At 60.5% G+C, this 15,606-nt stretch carries 17 protein-coding genes; 11 read left to right on the forward strand and 6 right to left on the reverse strand.

The window, feature by feature from the left end:
- Nucleotides 1-40: 40 nt before the first annotated feature.
- The 3 genes from WCX18_RS08815 to WCX18_RS08825 all read left to right on the forward strand — a co-directional run bounded on the left by WCX18_RS08815 (nucleotide 41) and on the right by WCX18_RS08825 (nucleotide 3,361).
- On the forward strand, nucleotides 41-1,228 hold the full coding sequence (locus tag WCX18_RS08815) for a hypothetical protein (protein WP_345987231.1): 1,188 nt from the start codon (nucleotides 41-43) through the stop codon (nucleotides 1,226-1,228).
- 149 nt (nucleotides 1,229-1,377) lie between these two features.
- Complete coding sequence (locus WCX18_RS08820; RefSeq protein WP_345987232.1) at nucleotides 1,378-2,391, forward strand: hypothetical protein; 1,014 nt, start codon at nucleotides 1,378-1,380, stop codon at nucleotides 2,389-2,391.
- Complete coding sequence (locus WCX18_RS08825; RefSeq protein WP_345987233.1) at nucleotides 2,384-3,361, forward strand: hypothetical protein; 978 nt, start codon at nucleotides 2,384-2,386, stop codon at nucleotides 3,359-3,361. Before WCX18_RS08820 ends, WCX18_RS08825 begins: the two co-directional genes overlap by 8 nt.
- Before the next feature lie 9 nt (nucleotides 3,362-3,370).
- On the opposite strand, the gene WCX18_RS08830 is transcribed toward WCX18_RS08825, so the two are convergent.
- Nucleotides 3,371-4,135 (reverse strand): SDR family NAD(P)-dependent oxidoreductase, encoded by a 765-nt coding sequence (locus WCX18_RS08830; RefSeq protein WP_345987234.1) that lies wholly within the window; start codon nucleotides 4,133-4,135, stop codon nucleotides 3,371-3,373.
- Nucleotides 4,136-4,152: 17 nt separating this feature from the next.
- The gene (locus WCX18_RS08835) at nucleotides 4,153-4,821 is read right to left on the reverse strand and encodes a cyclase family protein (protein ID WP_345987235.1); all 669 of its coding nucleotides are present in this window, start codon (nucleotides 4,819-4,821) and stop codon (nucleotides 4,153-4,155) included.
- A 116-nt stretch (nucleotides 4,822-4,937) separates the two neighbouring features.
- Here WCX18_RS08835 and WCX18_RS08840 point away from each other — a divergent pair, with 116 nt between their 5' ends.
- Together WCX18_RS08840 and WCX18_RS08845 are read left to right on the forward strand one after the other, a co-directional pair.
- Complete coding sequence (locus tag WCX18_RS08840) at nucleotides 4,938-5,471, forward strand: YaeQ family protein (RefSeq protein ID WP_345987236.1); 534 nt, start codon at nucleotides 4,938-4,940, stop codon at nucleotides 5,469-5,471.
- The gene (locus tag WCX18_RS08845) at nucleotides 5,462-6,268 is read left to right on the forward strand and encodes a fructosamine kinase family protein (RefSeq protein WP_345987237.1); all 807 of its coding nucleotides are present in this window, start codon (nucleotides 5,462-5,464) and stop codon (nucleotides 6,266-6,268) included. The genes WCX18_RS08840 and WCX18_RS08845 overlap by 10 nt, the downstream gene beginning before the upstream one ends.
- Here WCX18_RS08845 and WCX18_RS08850 read toward each other — a convergent pair.
- Genes WCX18_RS08850 through WCX18_RS08860 form a run of 3 tightly spaced genes read right to left on the reverse strand, consistent with a single transcriptional unit; the run spans nucleotide 6,236 to nucleotide 10,002 of the window.
- Nucleotides 6,236-8,101, reverse strand: a complete 1,866-nt coding sequence (locus WCX18_RS08850) for a pyruvate kinase (protein WP_345987238.1) — start codon at nucleotides 8,099-8,101, stop codon at nucleotides 6,236-6,238. The two genes, WCX18_RS08845 and WCX18_RS08850, sit on opposite strands and share 33 nt — an antisense overlap.
- A 34-nt stretch (nucleotides 8,102-8,135) precedes the next feature.
- Nucleotides 8,136-9,413 (reverse strand): DNA polymerase IV, encoded by a 1,278-nt coding sequence (locus WCX18_RS08855; RefSeq protein ID WP_345987239.1) that lies wholly within the window; start codon nucleotides 9,411-9,413, stop codon nucleotides 8,136-8,138.
- A gap of 43 nt (nucleotides 9,414-9,456) precedes the next feature.
- Complete coding sequence (locus WCX18_RS08860) at nucleotides 9,457-10,002, reverse strand: hypothetical protein (protein WP_345987240.1); 546 nt, start codon at nucleotides 10,000-10,002, stop codon at nucleotides 9,457-9,459.
- Between the two features lie 182 nt (nucleotides 10,003-10,184).
- Between WCX18_RS08860 and WCX18_RS08865 the strand changes: the two genes are divergently transcribed.
- A complete protein-coding gene (locus tag WCX18_RS08865; protein WP_345987241.1) occupies nucleotides 10,185-10,517 on the forward strand; it encodes a hypothetical protein in 333 nt (110 codons plus the stop codon).
- Here the strand turns inward: WCX18_RS08865 and WCX18_RS08870 are convergent.
- Nucleotides 10,497-10,946: an ankyrin repeat domain-containing protein gene (locus WCX18_RS08870; RefSeq protein ID WP_345987242.1), complete on the reverse strand. Its 450-nt coding sequence runs from the start codon at nucleotides 10,944-10,946 to the stop codon at nucleotides 10,497-10,499. The two genes, WCX18_RS08865 and WCX18_RS08870, sit on opposite strands and share 21 nt — an antisense overlap.
- 145 nt (nucleotides 10,947-11,091) lie before the next feature.
- Between WCX18_RS08870 and WCX18_RS08875 the strand changes: the two genes are divergently transcribed.
- The 5 genes from WCX18_RS08875 to WCX18_RS08895 are packed head-to-tail and all read left to right on the forward strand — an operon-like array spanning nucleotide 11,092 to nucleotide 15,604.
- Nucleotides 11,092-12,852, forward strand: coding sequence for a proton-conducting transporter membrane subunit (locus tag WCX18_RS08875; RefSeq protein ID WP_345987243.1), 1,761 nt, complete (start codon nucleotides 11,092-11,094; stop codon nucleotides 12,850-12,852).
- Nucleotides 12,849-13,667, forward strand: a complete 819-nt coding sequence (locus tag WCX18_RS08880) for a complex I subunit 1 family protein (protein WP_345987244.1) — start codon at nucleotides 12,849-12,851, stop codon at nucleotides 13,665-13,667. The genes WCX18_RS08875 and WCX18_RS08880 overlap by 4 nt, the downstream gene beginning before the upstream one ends.
- Nucleotides 13,664-14,191 carry an NADH-quinone oxidoreductase subunit NuoB gene (gene nuoB, locus WCX18_RS08885; RefSeq protein ID WP_345987245.1) on the forward strand — a complete coding sequence of 176 codons (528 nt, stop codon included), beginning with the start codon at nucleotides 13,664-13,666 and terminating at the stop codon, nucleotides 14,189-14,191. The genes WCX18_RS08880 and nuoB overlap by 4 nt, the downstream gene beginning before the upstream one ends.
- A complete protein-coding gene (locus WCX18_RS08890; protein ID WP_345987246.1) occupies nucleotides 14,178-14,522 on the forward strand; it encodes an NADH-quinone oxidoreductase subunit C in 345 nt (114 codons plus the stop codon). Before nuoB ends, WCX18_RS08890 begins: the two co-directional genes overlap by 14 nt.
- Nucleotides 14,519-15,604, forward strand: coding sequence for a nickel-dependent hydrogenase large subunit (locus WCX18_RS08895; protein ID WP_345987247.1), 1,086 nt, complete (start codon nucleotides 14,519-14,521; stop codon nucleotides 15,602-15,604). The genes WCX18_RS08890 and WCX18_RS08895 overlap by 4 nt, the downstream gene beginning before the upstream one ends.
- Nucleotides 15,605-15,606 lie beyond the last annotated feature (2 nt).

Consider the following 15,606-nt stretch of genomic DNA (forward strand, 5'->3'; position numbering starts at 1 on the left):
ACACTGATAATATCTAACACTACTGAACAAGGGGCATATTATGAAACGTTTCAGCGTAATAGGTATTTCCGTCGCAGCGGCGGCATTGATCATGGTCGGCTGCGGCAGCAGCAGTTCCTCGGGACCTTCGGCGCCGTCAGACATCAAAACAGCGGCTAGTATTGACCTCGCGACGGTAGAAAATGCCATGAGCCTGCTTTACAACGGCAATATTGCGGCAGCGACAGCCGGCGCCGACATCAAGCAGGCCATCCAGGTGCAGGTGGCAGCCGCGCTCGGCAGCGGCGATTACAGCCATTCATACACTACTTCATGTGCTATCAGCGGAAGCTACACCTATACGGAATCAGGAAGCCACGATTACCCGGCTGATGGCGGCTGGACGGATACCTATTCCTATTCCTATGAATACGACCACTGTTATGACAATGCGAGTACGACGATCAACGGTGAACCGGTCAACCGCTACTTCTATAACGGGGGCTACTCCTATTCATATTCGGGAACCTATAGCACCGATGCGAACCTGACCAAACAGACATGGCAGGGACAGGACAACTTCAGTTGGGGATATGACAACAATGAGACTACAACGTCCAGAACATATTCACGTAACAATTCCTATAAACAGGTTTGGGAAGCGGATGGCGACTACACCGACGCAACCGGTGTACCGGCATGGAGCATGTATACCCGCTATTACGGCACAGATAAAAGGGTCGATGTCGACAGCAACGGCGACGTTATCGACGGCGACAGAAACACCTTCAACAGGACAGATAAAGACACAGGTGCACAGGACGGCTCCCATCAGAAATTGGTTCGTAACGGTTTCCGTACGGAGTATGAAACCAATGCAAGCGGCGTCGAGAGTATGACCTGGAACGAATACTTCAAAGACTTCGTCATGGAAAGATTCGAGAGCGGTAGCGAAGAGAACGTGACCGTTGACGGCACCTACGGTACCACCTGCCTCGGCGGTACCGTCACGTTCAAAACCGATCCGGTCGTCCAGCAGAACCAGGATGATTACTTCGACGGTGACGGCCTCCATGGAAACAACGTGTTGCCGTATGCAGGTATTGTGACCGTCAGCGGCAGCGCAACGGCCAGCTTTGATGCCAACGCCTCCAACTATTCTACAGTTACCATTGTCGCTCCGGACGCCAATGCTACGTTCAGCCGCTGGAGTGACATCCCTGTCGGCAGCTGTGGCGGTATGATGTAACGTTCCATGGTCTGCAGGAGGGGGGAGTATCCCTTCCTCTGCACCATGCATACCCTCCCGACTTTCAGGCCTCTGATGTATTTTTAGAGAGCTCTAAGTCCCTATCCACGATAATCCAACATCTTAATGACGCGAAAGCATCCATAACCATGACTACCATCTTACAACTGGCGGGACTGCCCGATTCGGACGAGATCGTTCTGGAGACGACAGATGAAACAGGCACACGCCGTTTTCTTGATTTCAACTGGATTCCGCCGCTGCTCGAACCGCTCGATCCATCCCGCTTCCGTTACCTGAAACTGCTCTACGGCGGTGCCGCGAACCCGATCAGCGTCAATATCCGGCCCGATGTCGTCTACAACAGTATCGGCGATCCCGAGCGCTGCATCCGGGCCCTGGACCATGCCCAGCATGCCGCGCGCAGCAACTCCTACCCTTTTATCAATCCGCCGGCCAATATCTCCCGCATCCGCGCAGACCGCCTCTGCGAGACCGTCACCCCCCTCAAAGGGATTACGATGCCCAAAACCGTCCGTCTGACGCCGCATTCACTTGCCGACGTCCGAAATGCATTGGAAGCCCACAATCTTAACCTTCCCGTGCTGTTCAAGGAGGCTGCCGCGGATCCGGAACGGCCGAACCATTACATCCTTGAAACCCTCGACGATCTCCATGCGCTCGAGCGCTTCGCCTTCGACGGCAGGGCCTATTACGCCTCCGCCTTCACCGACTACCGTTCAGCTGACGGTCTCTACCGCCTCTACCGGTTTTATGTTATCGGGGATACCGTCCTACCCGGCCACCTGATCCTCTCCGACCGGTGGCACATCCAAAACGACAAAGAGGCCCATCGGGGCCTGAAGCTGCGGATGACAGCCGTTTTGAAGGAGGAGAAGGATTTTCTCAAAAACTTCCGGAAAAAAAAGTTCCCCGTGCTGCAGACGCTTCGCAACCAGCTCGGGCTCGACTTTTTTGCCGCCGAATGTACGTTGGATAAAAAGGGAGAGCTGATCCTTTTCGGCGTCAACTGTGGCGCGCACTATGCCGATGCCGTCAAGGAAAAGGGCTACTTCGGGGCCAAAGAGATAAACCGCTTTAACGAAGCGGTCGAGAAGATGCTCCTTGACAAATGCACCATGAAAGCGAGTCCTCATGCTTAACGTCCTGAACCTTATCGGTGCCCCCGACAGCAGCCATGCCACCGTCGTATGGAACAATGGGAATCCCCGTGATCTCAAAGTCATATTCGAAGGGACCAATACCCTCGCAATGCTGATGAAACCGGAGAAAATGGCAGTCACGACAGCCACCTTCGGCGGGCGCCGTCCGCAGCAGATCACCCTTCCCCCCGCAGACGTCGTCGTCAATTCCGTCTGCGATCCGGATACCAACACCAATGCGCTTCTGCAGATCGGAGAAACTCTCAAACACTGCAGCGCCCCCGTCATCAACCCGCCTGAACTTACTTTCGCGACCACCCGCGATCGGATCTATACGCTTCTAAAGGACACCCCGGGCCTGATGATGCCCAAGACGGTCCGGATCACGCCGCACCGACTCTCGGAAGTCCCCGAACTCATCAGCGAAAACGGCCTGGATTACCCCTATATCTTCCGTTCGGCGGGCGAACACGGCGGCGGCGGGATGGTACTGGTCGAGCGTGAAGCGGACCTGCCGAAACTCGAACGCTTCGCCTTCGACGGCAGGGATTTCTATGCAATCGCCTTTTACGACTTCCGCGATGCGGACGGTCTCTACCGGAAATACCGCCTGGTCGTCATTGACGGCAAACTCTACCCCCGCCACCTCATCGCCTCGACGTCCTGGAACATCCATGCGGAGTCCCGTAAAGAGCTGATGGAAAAAGACGAAACACTCCAAAACGCGGAAAAAGCCTTTCACGAACACCCGCCGGCATTTTTGAAAGACTACGCGGAGCGCATCTACGAAAAACTCCCGCTGGACTTTTTCGGCATCGACTGCCACATCACGCCCCAGAACGAACTCTTCATCTTCGAGCTAAACACCTGTATGCGTGTCATTGCCGACAAGCCGACCGGGTACCATATCCCGCCGACAGAACGGATCAAATCGGCCTTCTCCGACCTTCTCGCCGCCAAAGCGCGTTAAACCGGCCGGTTACTTGGCGGTAAAGCCCCCATCGACCGGCAGCAGGCTTCCGGTAATGAACGATGCCGCGTCGGAGGCGAGGAAATAGACGGCTTCCGCCACCTCTTCGGGCCGGCCGATCCGTCCCAGCGGGTGCAGTGCACGCTCCTCGGCCAAAACCGCTTCCATATCGGCATCTTCACTGAGCCCCGCAGCGTTGCGCATCGCCTTCATCGCCAGCGGCGTCTCGATGGTCGCCGGACAGACGCAGTTGACACGGATGTTACTTTCAGCGTAATCCAGGGCAAGACTCTTTGTCATTTGCGCCACTGCACCGCGGGTTGCACCGTAGGCGAAACTCTTTCGTTTGCCGATCAGGGACTGATCCGACCCCATCAGCACGACGGCGCCGCCGCCCCGGGCGATCAGCTTCGGCAGCGTGTATTTGAGGGTGAGAAAAACCCCTTTAAGGTTGACACTCATCAGGGCATCCCACTGCGCCTCCGTCGTATCGAGCAGGGTGGCACTCAGATGCTGCCCGGCATTGGCGAAGACGGTGTCAATGCCCCCGAACGCCGCTTCAGCGCTCTCCACCGCGACACGGAGTTCTTCACTGTCGGAGACATCGGCGCAGTAGAAGCGGACACGCTGCGCGTCAAAGGTCTCCGCCACCCTGATGCCGGCAGCCTCGTCCTTGTCAATAAAAAAGACCTGATCCCCGGCCTCGTAGAAACGTTTGACTGCCGCCTTCCCGATACCGCTGGCACCCCCCGTAATAAAAACGGTTTTGGTCATCTTCTCTCCTCTTCCGCTCACTCAATCGCCGCCAACACGGTACAGGGCAGCCCGTCGCTGCCGCTGATACGCAGCGGCGCGACAACGACCTGGCGCAGCGGCGTCGTCTCCCCAACATCTGCAAGATGCATATCTTCGAGCAGAAGCACCGGACGTGACGGATTTAAAAAGGCCCTGTGGGCTTCGCGGCCTGCCTGCGGATGCTGGAAACTGGCGACGGAGATCGTGTCGAACCCCAGCAGGCGCAGTTTCGGGAATCTGGCGACCAGCACGTCAAAAAGCCCTGCCGAAAACCCGGGGTTGCTCTCCCAGTATGCCCGCTCACCGCGGTAGGCCTCCGCACCGGTTTTCACCAGCAGCAGGTCGGTATTGTTTCTGCCCTCGATCGCTTCGAGGCGGCGTATCAGTTCATCTTCAATAAGCAGGCTTTCGGGGGAGACTTCCATAATCAGCGGACGGTCAAACACCCAGTAAGCGGCATCGAAACTTTCGATCTCCTGCCCCTTCTCAAAAAAATGCAGCGGCATATCGACATGGGTCCCCATATGCGCAGGCATACGGAGAAAAGATTCATTTGCGACATCTCCCGCCTCGATCGATGCCAGCCGGTCGCACGCCATCTGCGTGGTGCCGCCGTAAGAAGGCGTCGACCTGTCAAGCAGATGCGACAGATAAATAAACTCCATAGACTCCCCTCTGCCAAAATCGCTATATTTTACTGTGTTCTTCTGCTGTTTCCCCTAATGCTGCACCCGGCTTTGCGCTTCTGTATAATAACGCACCGCATTTGCAAGGAGACCCCATGGCGCTGGGCGCAACGATCTACAAAGTATCCCTTTCCATCTCCGATCTGGACCGCCACTTCTACCATGACTTCGACATGACCGTCGCCCGCCACCCCTCCGAAACGGAAGAGCGGATGATGATGCGCCTGGCTGCTTTTGCCCTGCATGCCGACGAACGGCTTGCCTTTACCAAGGGGATCGTCCAGGAGGATGAACCCGACCTCTGGCTGACCGATTATGACGGCACAATCCGGCTCTGGATCGACCTGGGACAGCCCGACGAGAAGCGGGTCCGCAAGGCGTGCGGCCGTGCCGAAGCGGTGATCATCTACACCTATTCCCGCCGGGCGGCCGACGCATGGTGGCGCCAGAACGGTACCAAGCTGGCGCGTTTCGGCAACCTTCAGGTGATCCAGCTCGATACAGAGGGCGACGCTGCGGCCATGGCAGAACGGAGTATGCAACTCCAGGCGCTGATCCAGGACGGCGAACTGCTTCTGACCGACGACCGGGATCGGCAGCTTAAAATCACGAGGGAGTCATGGGTGTAAGAACGATCCGGCTCGGCAACAACTCCGTTGCAACGATCGACCTTGAGACGGCCGAAGACGGCACGCAGCGGATCGTCAAATCCTCCGAAGACCCCTTTGCGCTGGAGGCGGAAGCGACGATGCTCGAGCACCTCCGGCCCTACCTCCGCGTACCCGAGGTATTCGAGCAAAGCGCAGGACGCCTGGTCATGGAGTACATCCCCAACGACGCCGCCTGCAACGGCGCCTGCGAAGAGGAGATCGCCGATGCCCTGGCCCACCTGCACAGTATCCCCGCCCAGGGTGTCTTCGGGTTCGGCTCCGATACGACCATCGGCCCTTTCCGACAACGCAACCGGCCGCGGATACGCTGGGTCGATTTCTACCGGGAGATGCGGGTGCTCGACTTTGCCGCCAAGGCCTTCGACGAGGGGCAGATCGATAAAGCACTGCTGGGGCGCATCGAAAAACTGGCCGCCGATTTCGAGCAGTTTCTGGACGAGCCCGAACACTCCTCTTTGCTGCACGGCGACGTCTGGGGCGGGAACGTCCTGACGCAGAACAACCGCCTGGCCGCCTTTATCGACCCCGCCTGCTACTACGGCCACTTCGAAATGGAACTCGCTTTTATCGGGATGTTCCACACCTTCGGCGAAGCGTTCTACGCGCGTTACCGGGAACACCGCCCCATCCCGGAGGGCTTTTTCGAACAGCGGGCCGATCTCTACCGCATCTTCCCCTACCTTGTGCACATCCGCGCCTTCGGCGGCGGCTACCTGCCGGGACTAGAGGCTATCCTCCGGCGCGTCGGCTACTGACCAGAGCGTCTCTTTGCGCAGGAGCTGGCGGTTTTTCCGGAAGCTCTGGTGTACCCGGTCCAGAATCCGCAGCAGTGCCCCCGCCGTATCGATGGCAAAGGGGCCCTTGTTGAGCATGACACACTCCGCCCGCCCCGCCATCGCCGCGTCCGTGATCTCGGCGCGGCTGGGGAGATTGTTCTTCATCTGGCTCTCGAGCACCTGCGTCGCCCAGATCACGGGGAGGTGCGCCGCGCTGCAGAGATCGAGCAGGCTCTCCTGGATCGCGGCGAGGTTCTCGAAGCCCGTCTCGATCGCCAGGTCCCCCCGGGCGATCATCACCCCGCTTTTCTCCCACACCAGCAGCTGCTCCAGGATACGCGGCATCCGGAAGACGGCGTGCCGGGTCTCGATCTTGGGCACGATGCCGATCCGGGCACACCCCTCTGCTTTCAAAAGGGCCTGCAGATCGGCGATATCACGGTCCGTCTGGCAAAACGAGAGGCCGAACATATCGGCAAAGTGCTTGACGGCACGCAGGTTCTCCCGGTCTGCCGGGGTCAGGGCCGGGATGTTAAGGTAGGTGTCGGGCAGGTTGATCCCCTTCTCCTCCTTGAGCAGCGTCCCGCCCGGTTTCGCCTGGGTGACCGTGCAGAGCACGCCGTCGGCCTCCTTTTCATTGACGAAGAGGCCGATCTTGCCGTCGTCAATGTAGACCCTGTCGCCCGGGCGGACATAGGAGGCGAACGCCGGCAGCGTACAGGAGATGTGCGCCGGTGCAACCGTCTGCCCGGTCTCGTCCCGGATCGCGGCACACCCCTCCGCATCCGTCGCGGTAATGCGCAGCAGATCCCCCGTAAAGAGTCGGATGCGCTCGGGCTGTTCGACACAGCCCGTCACAAATCCTTTCCGGCCGCCGGCCGATACCGCACAGCGCTCGTCGACGGCGACCTTCTTGCTGACCGCGGCCAATGCCCCGACGTCGTCAATCTGCCTGATCGTAATCTTGGCGTGCCGCCCGTTGATGTCCGTCACCTTCAGCACGTCGCCCGCTACGAGCGTGTCGAAGAGGGTGCGCTCCAGAGCGAGCTGCCCCGGGATCCTCACACGGGTATTGGGATCGGTACGCTCGGAAAAGGTCTGCGCCGGTGCGGGCCGGATCATGATCATCTTTTCGCGCTTGTTGCTGCCGAGGACAATGGGCAGCTTCAGCCGTCTGACCCGCCCCGTCCGGATCTTCGGTCCCGCCAGGTCCACAAAGATCTTCAGCGGCTCCTCCGCGGGACGCGTTGCGTTCAGCGCCGTGATCACATCGGCCATTCCCTGCCAGACGGCAGGGTCGTCGTGCGCCGTATTGATGCGGAAAACGTTGACGCCGGCTTCCGAAAGCCCCCGGATCAGTTCCCCGCCGTTGCGGGCCGCGTCGGAGGGGAGCGTCACCATGACCGCCGTCGTCTGCTCCGCCGTATCCGCAGAACTCTTCCCGCCGAAAAGGGCCCGGCTGTTCTGTGCGATCATCTCCTGGGCCGCGGCGATGCCGAGGTGGTGGAACGCCGCCGTCTCTTCTGGCGAGATCTCCCCCCGTCCCATCGAAGAGGAGAGCTGGTCATAGAGGGTATCGACACTGGCGGCGACATGGGCGTAGGAGCGTCCCAGGGAGGAGAGCGAAAGCAGGAAAAGCTTCTCCTGCAGCTCCGTCCAGTCTTTTGAACGCAGGATCAGGTATTGCCTGAGGTTGAGGAGGCTCCGGTAACGCGGATGGTTCGGATCGGTCCCGTGACGGGCCGCGAGCAGGTCGCTCCGCAGCTCTTCGAAGGTGTCCAGGGCCGATTGCATCAAAGTTCTGTCCAGCATACCGATATCTTACCCTGAAGGCGTTTCAAATCGGTTACGTTTCACTGCCCATTTCTGCGGCACGCCGCACGATATCCATGCCGTAACGCTCCCGCATTTTCATCACCGCGCCGTCGAGCCGCTGCATCTTCCGGTCCTCCTCGAGCGTGAACATATCGACTGCCTTGGGATCGTGGTGAAGGAACTTCGTCGCGCTCATGGCGATGTAGGTGACGGCCGCGTTCGGATAAAGATCGAGCTCCCGGAACTTCTCCAGGGCGAACGCGGTGATAAAACGCTCGTTGAAGAAGCGGTAGACCGTGTACTGTTTCTTGCTGCGCAGCCGCCCCTCGTACCCGATACTGAAATAGAACGTCGTGGGGTTGACGCCCAGGCGGGCAATGGTATGGGTCCAGTGGCGCACCATCACCCGCACGCGGCGGTAGAACTCGTCACGCTCCCGGATGGGGCGGTCCATGCTGCGCGACATCCCGATCCCTTTGCGGCTGCGGCGGGGGTTGATCCCCTCCCCGTCCCGACCGCTCATGCGGGCATAGAGGTCGCGACCGTGCCGTCCCCAGCTGGCAAACAGGTGCGGGCTCGCCACGGCTTCGCCGACGGTGGCGACGCCGTAACGTGCCAGCTTCTTCCCGAAGGCCCTCCCCACCCCGGGGAACTCCCCGACGGGGACGTCGCGCGTAAACTCGGCAATCTCCTCATCGTAGACGACCCGCAGCCCGTAGGGCTTCACCGTCGACGTCGCGAGCTTCGCGATCCACTTGGCGTTGCTCGCCCCGATGGAGACGGGCAGCAGCAGCTCCTTCGTCACCTTCTCCTGGAGGTAGCGGATGAAACCGGGCATCTCCCGCTCCTCGATCCAGCCGGTGACGTCGCCGAAGAGCTCGTCGATGCTGTACTGCTCCACCAGCGGGATCTCCTTGGCCAGCATCTCCATCATTTCATGCGACAGGGTGTGGTAGAGCAGATGGTCCGGGGGGACGAGGATCGCCCGGGGGCAGAGCTGCAGCGCCTCGCGGATAGTCATGGCCGTCTTCACACCGCAGGCCCTCGCTTCGTAGCTGGCCGTCGTGACGATCCCCCGGATGCGCCCCGCGTCGAAAAAGTAGTTCGAGGCGTCGTGCTCGGCATGAAAAAGCGTCGGGACGAAAGCCCCCTGGTTCAGCTGGATAAGCTTCTTCTCCCTGGCCGGTTTCGCGTCAAAAATGAACGGGTCCCCCCGCCCGCCGACGATCACGGGTTTTCCCACGAGATCGGGGTTGCGGGTACGTTCGGCGGAGACAAAGAAGCTGTCGAGGTCGAGGTGAAGTATCATACCGCCATGATAGGGCTAAATGCGGACGGCGGGCCGTTTTATTTCACGGCGCCATGCCCTCCTGCGGCGGGAAGAGGCATCGCAGCAGCAGCGGCGGTATCGGCACGCCGTCGTCTGCAACCCTGTAGCGGATCCGGACCGTGTCGTCCACGACCATCATCCCGGCGAACAGCGAGGGAGGGGTGATGCCGAAACGGCTCATTTTCGTTTCGAACGTCCCCGAAACCACCCCCTCTTCCATACGGTCCGGCGTAGCGACGACCGGTGTCTCATGGCGGCCTATGCGCATCACCCCTTCCAGGGAGCCGTCCGCGTTTTGGGAGCGCAGCGTGAAGAGAACGGGACAGGCCCGGTCGACGCCGAAGGCCTCGTAGGCGTCGTTGTCCAGCGCCTCGTTCCCGCTTTTGAGCGTCTCGATGGCCAGGGCGACCTGCAGCGTTTCAACCCGGCCATTCTCCTGCACCATGTAGACACGGACAGTGTCCGACGCCATGCTCCAGTCATGCAGCGAGGAGGTCCCGTTGACCTCGATGCTTCCTGCGGCCCATACGGCCTGCATCACTGCCATCAAAAACAGAATCGCTTTCATCGCCTCTCCCTTCCCCGGCATACGCGGGGCGCACTTTTTTCGCACCGCGCCGCTGTAAAAAGTGTAACACAAAATGCCGCGCAGCCGGAGAGGGGGAAGGAAGAATATGTTTGCAAGCCTCCCCATATGGCGCTCTGCCCTGTTTTGATGTTTTGCATGCAAAGTGGCATAGACTTGCACTTATGAAACGCACTATCGACGCCGAAGAGATCCGGATCCTTTTTTTTACCGCCTATTTTCTCTATGGCAGGAGCAAATACGGCAGCAGCGAACGGGGAGACGTACGCCTAGGGAGGATCGGGGCGTACCGGGGAATCATGCAGCTCTGCCGCGCGGCGATGGACGCGCCTGTGCCCTGCCCCCGCAGCGAACTGATCGAGGGGTGCCGCCGACTGGAAGCGCAGGCGGATGGACTCTCCGAAGGCGCGTTCAAAACCGCCTACCTCGAAACCCTTGCCGTCTTGCAGCGGCGCATTGCGTCAACCGAAAGCGTCCTAGAACATCCCCATCATTGAGGTGCGGCCGAACTTCTGCACCAGCATCGCCGCCGTGCCGCCGCGCTCATTGGCGATGGAGGTATCCGCCCCGGCGTCGAGGAGGCGTCGGCACAGTTCGGGCTTATCATCCATGATGCTCTCCATCAGCGGGGTCCAGCCGACGCCGTCTTGTTTATTGATGTCCGCACCGTGGGTCAGCAGGTACTCCACCATCTCGCGGCGGTCGCGGCGGATGGTGATGTGCAACGGTGTCCAGCCGTACTTGTTCTGCAGGTTGACGTTCCCGCCGTTTTCGAAAATCGCTTCAAACGCTTCGAGGTCGTTCATATAGACGATATCCTCCAGCAGTTCAAACAGTCCCCCCTCCGGGTGGGAGGCGTAATCCAGGATCCGTTCTTCGATCTCCGGCGCCATCTTGTCCAGGATCTGCAGTTTGTGATCGTCCATTTTCGGCTCCTTTTGGCATGATTGTTTCTCCCATTATACAATCCGCCGCTTTTTTATACACCCTTCGTATTCCTGCCGTAGTCGTTTTGTGATGTAATGAGAGTAAAATACCGCAAACAGATAGAAACGGGGCTAGGTAGATATCATGCTTTTTTTCCTACTTTTTTCGCCGGTTGCCGCGGCACTTCTGCTCTTTGCACTCCCCTCGCTCCGGGCGCGCTATGCGGTAGCGGCACTGCTTTTCGGCATCCTCTCGGCCACCGCGCTCTCCCTTTTCCTGCACCCGGGGGAGATAGCGCTTGACATCGCGCCGGGAATCGGGACCCTGATCGAAGCCGCCGATATCATCCTGCTCTTCTACTTCCTCTTCCAGGGGGTGAAGCACCGCTCCGTGCCGGTCCTGCTGCTTGCACTGCTGCAGCTGCCGCTCTACCTCTGGGCCGTGGCGGTCACCCCCGCGGCAGACACCCCGGCGCTGGTCATCGACGACCTGGCGCGCTTCATGTTCCTCATCATCAACATCGTCGGCGGGGCCATCGTCCTCTACGCCGTCGAGTACATGCGCCGCGAGAAGAGCAGTGAAGGGAAGCAGCGCCTTTTCGTCGCCTACCTGATGCTCTTCCTCTCCGTCATGAACGCCATCGTCATCGCCGACGCCATTTTGCTCTTCTTTTTCCTCTTTGAGATGACGACGCTGGCTTCTTACCTCCTCATCGCCTTCCGCGGCGACAGTGTCAGCCGCCGCAACGCGCTGCGTGCGCTCTGGATGAACCAGGTCGGCGGGGTCTTCCTGCTTCTGGGCGCCCTGGTCGCAGCCTACGGCCCGGGCACCGCCACGTTCAGCGGCCTGCTGCAGGGCGACGGCGGGGTACTAATGCTCGCCCTGGCCCTGCTCGCCATGGCCGCCCCGGTCAAGGGGGCTTCGCTCCCCTTTGACAGCTGGCTGCTCGGTGCCATGGTCGCCCCCACCCCGGTCAGCGCCATCCTGCACTCGGCGACGATGGTCAAGATCGCCCCCTTCCTGATCCTCAAGCTCGCCCCGGGGCTGGACGGCACCCTGCCCGGCACCCTCCTGGCTCTCTTCGGTGCCCTGGTCTTCGTCGCCGCCTCCTACCTGGCGCTGTCGCGCAGCCTGCTCAAGGAGATCCTCGGCTACTCGACCATCGCCCTGCTGGGGCTGATGATGAGCCTGGCCGCCGTCGGCACGCCCGAGAGCATGCAGCTCGCAATGGTCCTGATGCTCTTTCACGCCCTCTCCAAGGCACTTCTCTTCCTCGCGGCGGGCGTGCTCGAGAAGGAGTTCGGCTTCAAGGACGTCGAGCAGATGAAAGGGCTGCTGCATCGTGCCCCCCGCAGCGTCGGGTTCCTCTTCTTCGGCTTCTTCTCCCTCACCCTGCCGCCCTTCGGGCTCTTTATGGGGAAACTCTTCGCCATCGCCTCCGTCGCGTCGCTGCTGCATACGCAGCCGTGGCTCGTCGTGGTGCTGACGGGCATCGCCGTCGGCAGCGCCCTGCTGGTGCTGCTCTATTTCAAGATCGCCGCCGCGCTGCTTGCCACCGCCCCGGACACCCTCCCCATCGAACGCGAAATGATGCCCCCGGGCTTTATGACACCCCTGGCCCTGCTGACCCTGCTCAGTCTTGCAGCGGCGGGCGGCTACATGCTGCAGCAGCACAGCAGCCTCCTGTGGCTGCTGGCGCTGCCCGTACTGATTGTCGCCCTGCTGCCACTGCTGACGCGCTCCCTGCAGCGCTTCGACCGTGTCATGCCCTACCGCTGCGGGGAGAAGAGCGAGTTTGACGCCGCGCTCTTTTACGTGGAGCCTTCTCCCGCCGCGGCACGGAGACTGCAGTGGGGCTTCGGTCTGCTCTTTGCCGCCGTCGCCCTTTCGGGAGCCCTCCGATGAGTTGGGTCATGATTCTCTTCGCCCCCCTGCTCGGCGGTCTTGTCTACGGCGCAGAACGGGTACTGCGCGCCCGGATGCAGCGCCGTCAGGGACCGCCCCTGCTGCAGCCCTTCTACGACATGTTCAAGCTGATGGACAAGCGGACCCTCATCATCCACGCCCCCCACGCACTGCTGGCCGTGGCCCACTTCCTGCTGCTCTGGCTTGCGGTGGGGGCGCTTTTTGCCGGGTGGAACCTGCTCTATATCGTCTTTTTGCACCTCTTCGCCCTGATCGTCCTCGTCCTGGCGGGCTACAGCGTACGCTCGCCCTATTCGCAGGTGGGGGCCAACCGCGAACTCGCCGCCCTGGCCGCCTATGAACCCATACTGGTGCTTCTCGCCGTCGGCTTCTACCTCGTCTCGGGCAGCTTCGACGTCAGCGCCATCCTGGAACACGGCGGCTACCTGGCACAGATGCCGCTGCTCTTTGCCGCCCTGCTGATGATTCTGCCGATCAAACTCAAAAAATCCCCCTTCGATACCGTCGAAGCGCACCAGGAGATCGTCGGGGGCGTCGAAGTCGAGTACAGCGGGCTCTTCTACGAGTTCCTCTACATGGCCCGCTTCCTGGAGTACCTCTTCGTCTACGGCCTTGTTTTCCTCTTTGCCGGGGCGTCGCCGCTGTGGGGTGTGCTGCTCGTGCTGGCCGTTTTCCTGCTCGTCAATCTCGTCGACAATGCCACCGCCCGCGTCCGGACCGACCAGATGGTTAAAATCATTTATGCCACGGCCTTTGCAATGGCAACGGCCAACATTATTTGGATCAGCCTATGAAATTTTTCAGCGCTTTTCGGAAAAAATCCCCCTGGATCCTGCACTACAATGCGGGCAGCTGCAACGGCTGCGATATCGAGATCCTCGCTGCGCTGGGTCCCCGCTTTGATCTGGAGCGCTTCGGCGTCATCAATACCGGCAACCCCAAGCAATCCGACATTTTCCTCGTGACCGGCCCCGTCACCTACCGCTCCCGTGAACGGCTCGTGGAGCTCTACTGCCAGATCCCCGAACCCAAAGTCGTCATCGCCGTCGGCTCGTGTACCGCAGCGGGCGGGGTCTTCCGCGGGATGTACAACGTCGAGGACGGCATCGACCGCTACATCCCCGTCGACGTCTATGTCCCCGGCTGCGCCTCTTCGCCCCAGCTCATCATCGATGCCGTTGTTGAGAGTCTGCAGATTCTGGAGCATAAAAGCAAGGCGATCGAAACGCCCTTCAGACTCTTCGGTGCCGTCGAAACGGTCGCCGGGAAACTCAGCCGCCTCAAGATGGCGCGAAAGGTCAATGATGCAGAAGATTGAAACGACACTAAACACACTCCTCGATGACATCCGCGCTTTTTACGACCCCAAAGCGTGGCACTTTCTCACCGTCAACGGGATAGACCTGGGCGAAGGGAAGATCGAACTGCAGTGGATCTTCTCCCGCTACGGCGCCAAGAACGACGTCGTCGTCTACTACGCGCTGAGCGACTACGACACCCCCGTCCCCTCCATCGTGCCGGTCATCCCCTCCGCCTTCCTGGGCGAACGGGAGATCGTCGATATGTTCGGACTCAATGTCGAGGGCGCCGCGGCGGGCCTCTACCTCGACAAAGACTCCCAGCCCCATCCGCTAAGGGGGGATGCATGAAAAAAACCGTCCAGATCCCGCTGGGGTCGCAGCATATCTCTTTGCTCGAGCCCATCCGTTTCCGGTTCGAGTGCGAGAACGAGACCATCGTCGGCGTCGATGCCGACGTGGGGTTCGTGCACCGCGGCGTCGAGCAGGCCTGCACCACCAAGTTCGACTTCAAACAGGTCGGCTTCGTCGTCGCGCGGGTCTGCGGGCTCTGCGCCATCACCCACTCTCTCTCCTACACCCTCGCCGCGGAGAAGCTGCTGGACTTTACCCCGAACGACCGCATCAGGTACCTGCGGATGCTGATGGTCGAACTCGACCGCATCCATTCGCACATGCTCTGCCTGGCCCATACGGCGGAAAACGCCGGCTTCGAGGCGCTCTTTATGCAGATCATGGGCGACCGGGAGCTCGTGATGGATATCCAGGAGGCGATCAGCGGCAACCGCATCCAGTTCGACTTTATCGCCATCGGCGGCGTCACCCGCGACCTCACCCCCGAGATGGTCTCCCTGCTGCACAAGAACCTCGACGAGCTCTCCGGCAAGATCGCCGACCTCATCGAACTCTTCGAATCCAACTGGTCCCTCTCGCTCAAGTACAGAGGCATCGGGGCGCTCTCGCTGGAGGAAGCGCAGACCTACAACGCCCTGGGCCCCCTGGCCCGAGCCGCCGGACTGGCCACCGACGTGCGGGTGGAGACCGACGACTTCCCCTACGAGGCGCTTGGCTACGAGATGATGCTGGAAACGGGCGGCGACATCCATGCCCGCAACCGGGTGCGGCTGCGCGAGATCATGAACTCCATCGCGATCTGCCGCAACATCGTCGAGAACCTTCCCGCCGGGGAGATCATGGAGAAGGCCAAGGGCAAACCGAAAGGTGAGGCGATCGTACGCGTCGAAGCACCGCGGGGCGAGCTCTTCTACCTCGTACGCGGCAGCGGACAGAATATGCTTGAACGTGTCCGGATCAAGACCCCGACCTTCTCGGGCATCCCGGCCATGATGGAGGTGTTCAAAGGGAGCCGGTACGCCGACGCCCCGGCGATCCTCGCCTCCTTTGACCCCTGCATGTCCTGTACGGCGAAATAGGA

Origin of the sequence: Sulfurimonas sp. HSL1-2, assembly GCF_039645565.1 — a bacterium.
In the GTDB taxonomy this organism is placed as follows: domain Bacteria; phylum Campylobacterota; class Campylobacteria; order Campylobacterales; family Sulfurimonadaceae; genus Thiomicrolovo; species Thiomicrolovo zhangzhouensis.

Coding starts and splice junctions, on each gene's coding strand:
- WCX18_RS08880 (WP_345987244.1), top strand. CDS start 12,849: ATGAGTTGGGTCATGATTCTCTTCGCCCCCCTGCTCGGCGGTCTTGTC.
- WCX18_RS08890 (WP_345987246.1), top strand. CDS start 14,178: ATGCAGAAGATTGAAACGACACTAAACACACTCCTCGATGACATCCGC.
- nuoB (WP_345987245.1), top strand. CDS start 13,664: ATGAAATTTTTCAGCGCTTTTCGGAAAAAATCCCCCTGGATCCTGCAC.
- WCX18_RS08845 (WP_345987237.1), top strand. CDS start 5,462: ATGGGTGTAAGAACGATCCGGCTCGGCAACAACTCCGTTGCAACGATC.
- WCX18_RS08875 (WP_345987243.1), top strand. CDS start 11,092: ATGCTTTTTTTCCTACTTTTTTCGCCGGTTGCCGCGGCACTTCTGCTC.
- WCX18_RS08895 (WP_345987247.1), top strand. CDS start 14,519: ATGAAAAAAACCGTCCAGATCCCGCTGGGGTCGCAGCATATCTCTTTG.
- WCX18_RS08820 (WP_345987232.1), top strand. CDS start 1,378: ATGACTACCATCTTACAACTGGCGGGACTGCCCGATTCGGACGAGATC.
- WCX18_RS08835 (WP_345987235.1), bottom strand. CDS start 4,821: ATGGAGTTTATTTATCTGTCGCATCTGCTTGACAGGTCGACGCCTTCT.
- WCX18_RS08870 (WP_345987242.1), bottom strand. CDS start 10,946: ATGGACGATCACAAACTGCAGATCCTGGACAAGATGGCGCCGGAGATC.
- WCX18_RS08830 (WP_345987234.1), bottom strand. CDS start 4,135: ATGACCAAAACCGTTTTTATTACGGGGGGTGCCAGCGGTATCGGGAAG.
- WCX18_RS08855 (WP_345987239.1), bottom strand. CDS start 9,413: ATGATACTTCACCTCGACCTCGACAGCTTCTTTGTCTCCGCCGAACGT.
- WCX18_RS08850 (WP_345987238.1), bottom strand. CDS start 8,101: ATGCTGGACAGAACTTTGATGCAATCGGCCCTGGACACCTTCGAAGAG.
- WCX18_RS08815 (WP_345987231.1), top strand. CDS start 41: ATGAAACGTTTCAGCGTAATAGGTATTTCCGTCGCAGCGGCGGCATTG.
- WCX18_RS08825 (WP_345987233.1), top strand. CDS start 2,384: ATGCTTAACGTCCTGAACCTTATCGGTGCCCCCGACAGCAGCCATGCC.
- WCX18_RS08865 (WP_345987241.1), top strand. CDS start 10,185: ATGAAACGCACTATCGACGCCGAAGAGATCCGGATCCTTTTTTTTACC.
- WCX18_RS08860 (WP_345987240.1), bottom strand. CDS start 10,002: ATGAAAGCGATTCTGTTTTTGATGGCAGTGATGCAGGCCGTATGGGCC.
- WCX18_RS08840 (WP_345987236.1), top strand. CDS start 4,938: ATGGCGCTGGGCGCAACGATCTACAAAGTATCCCTTTCCATCTCCGAT.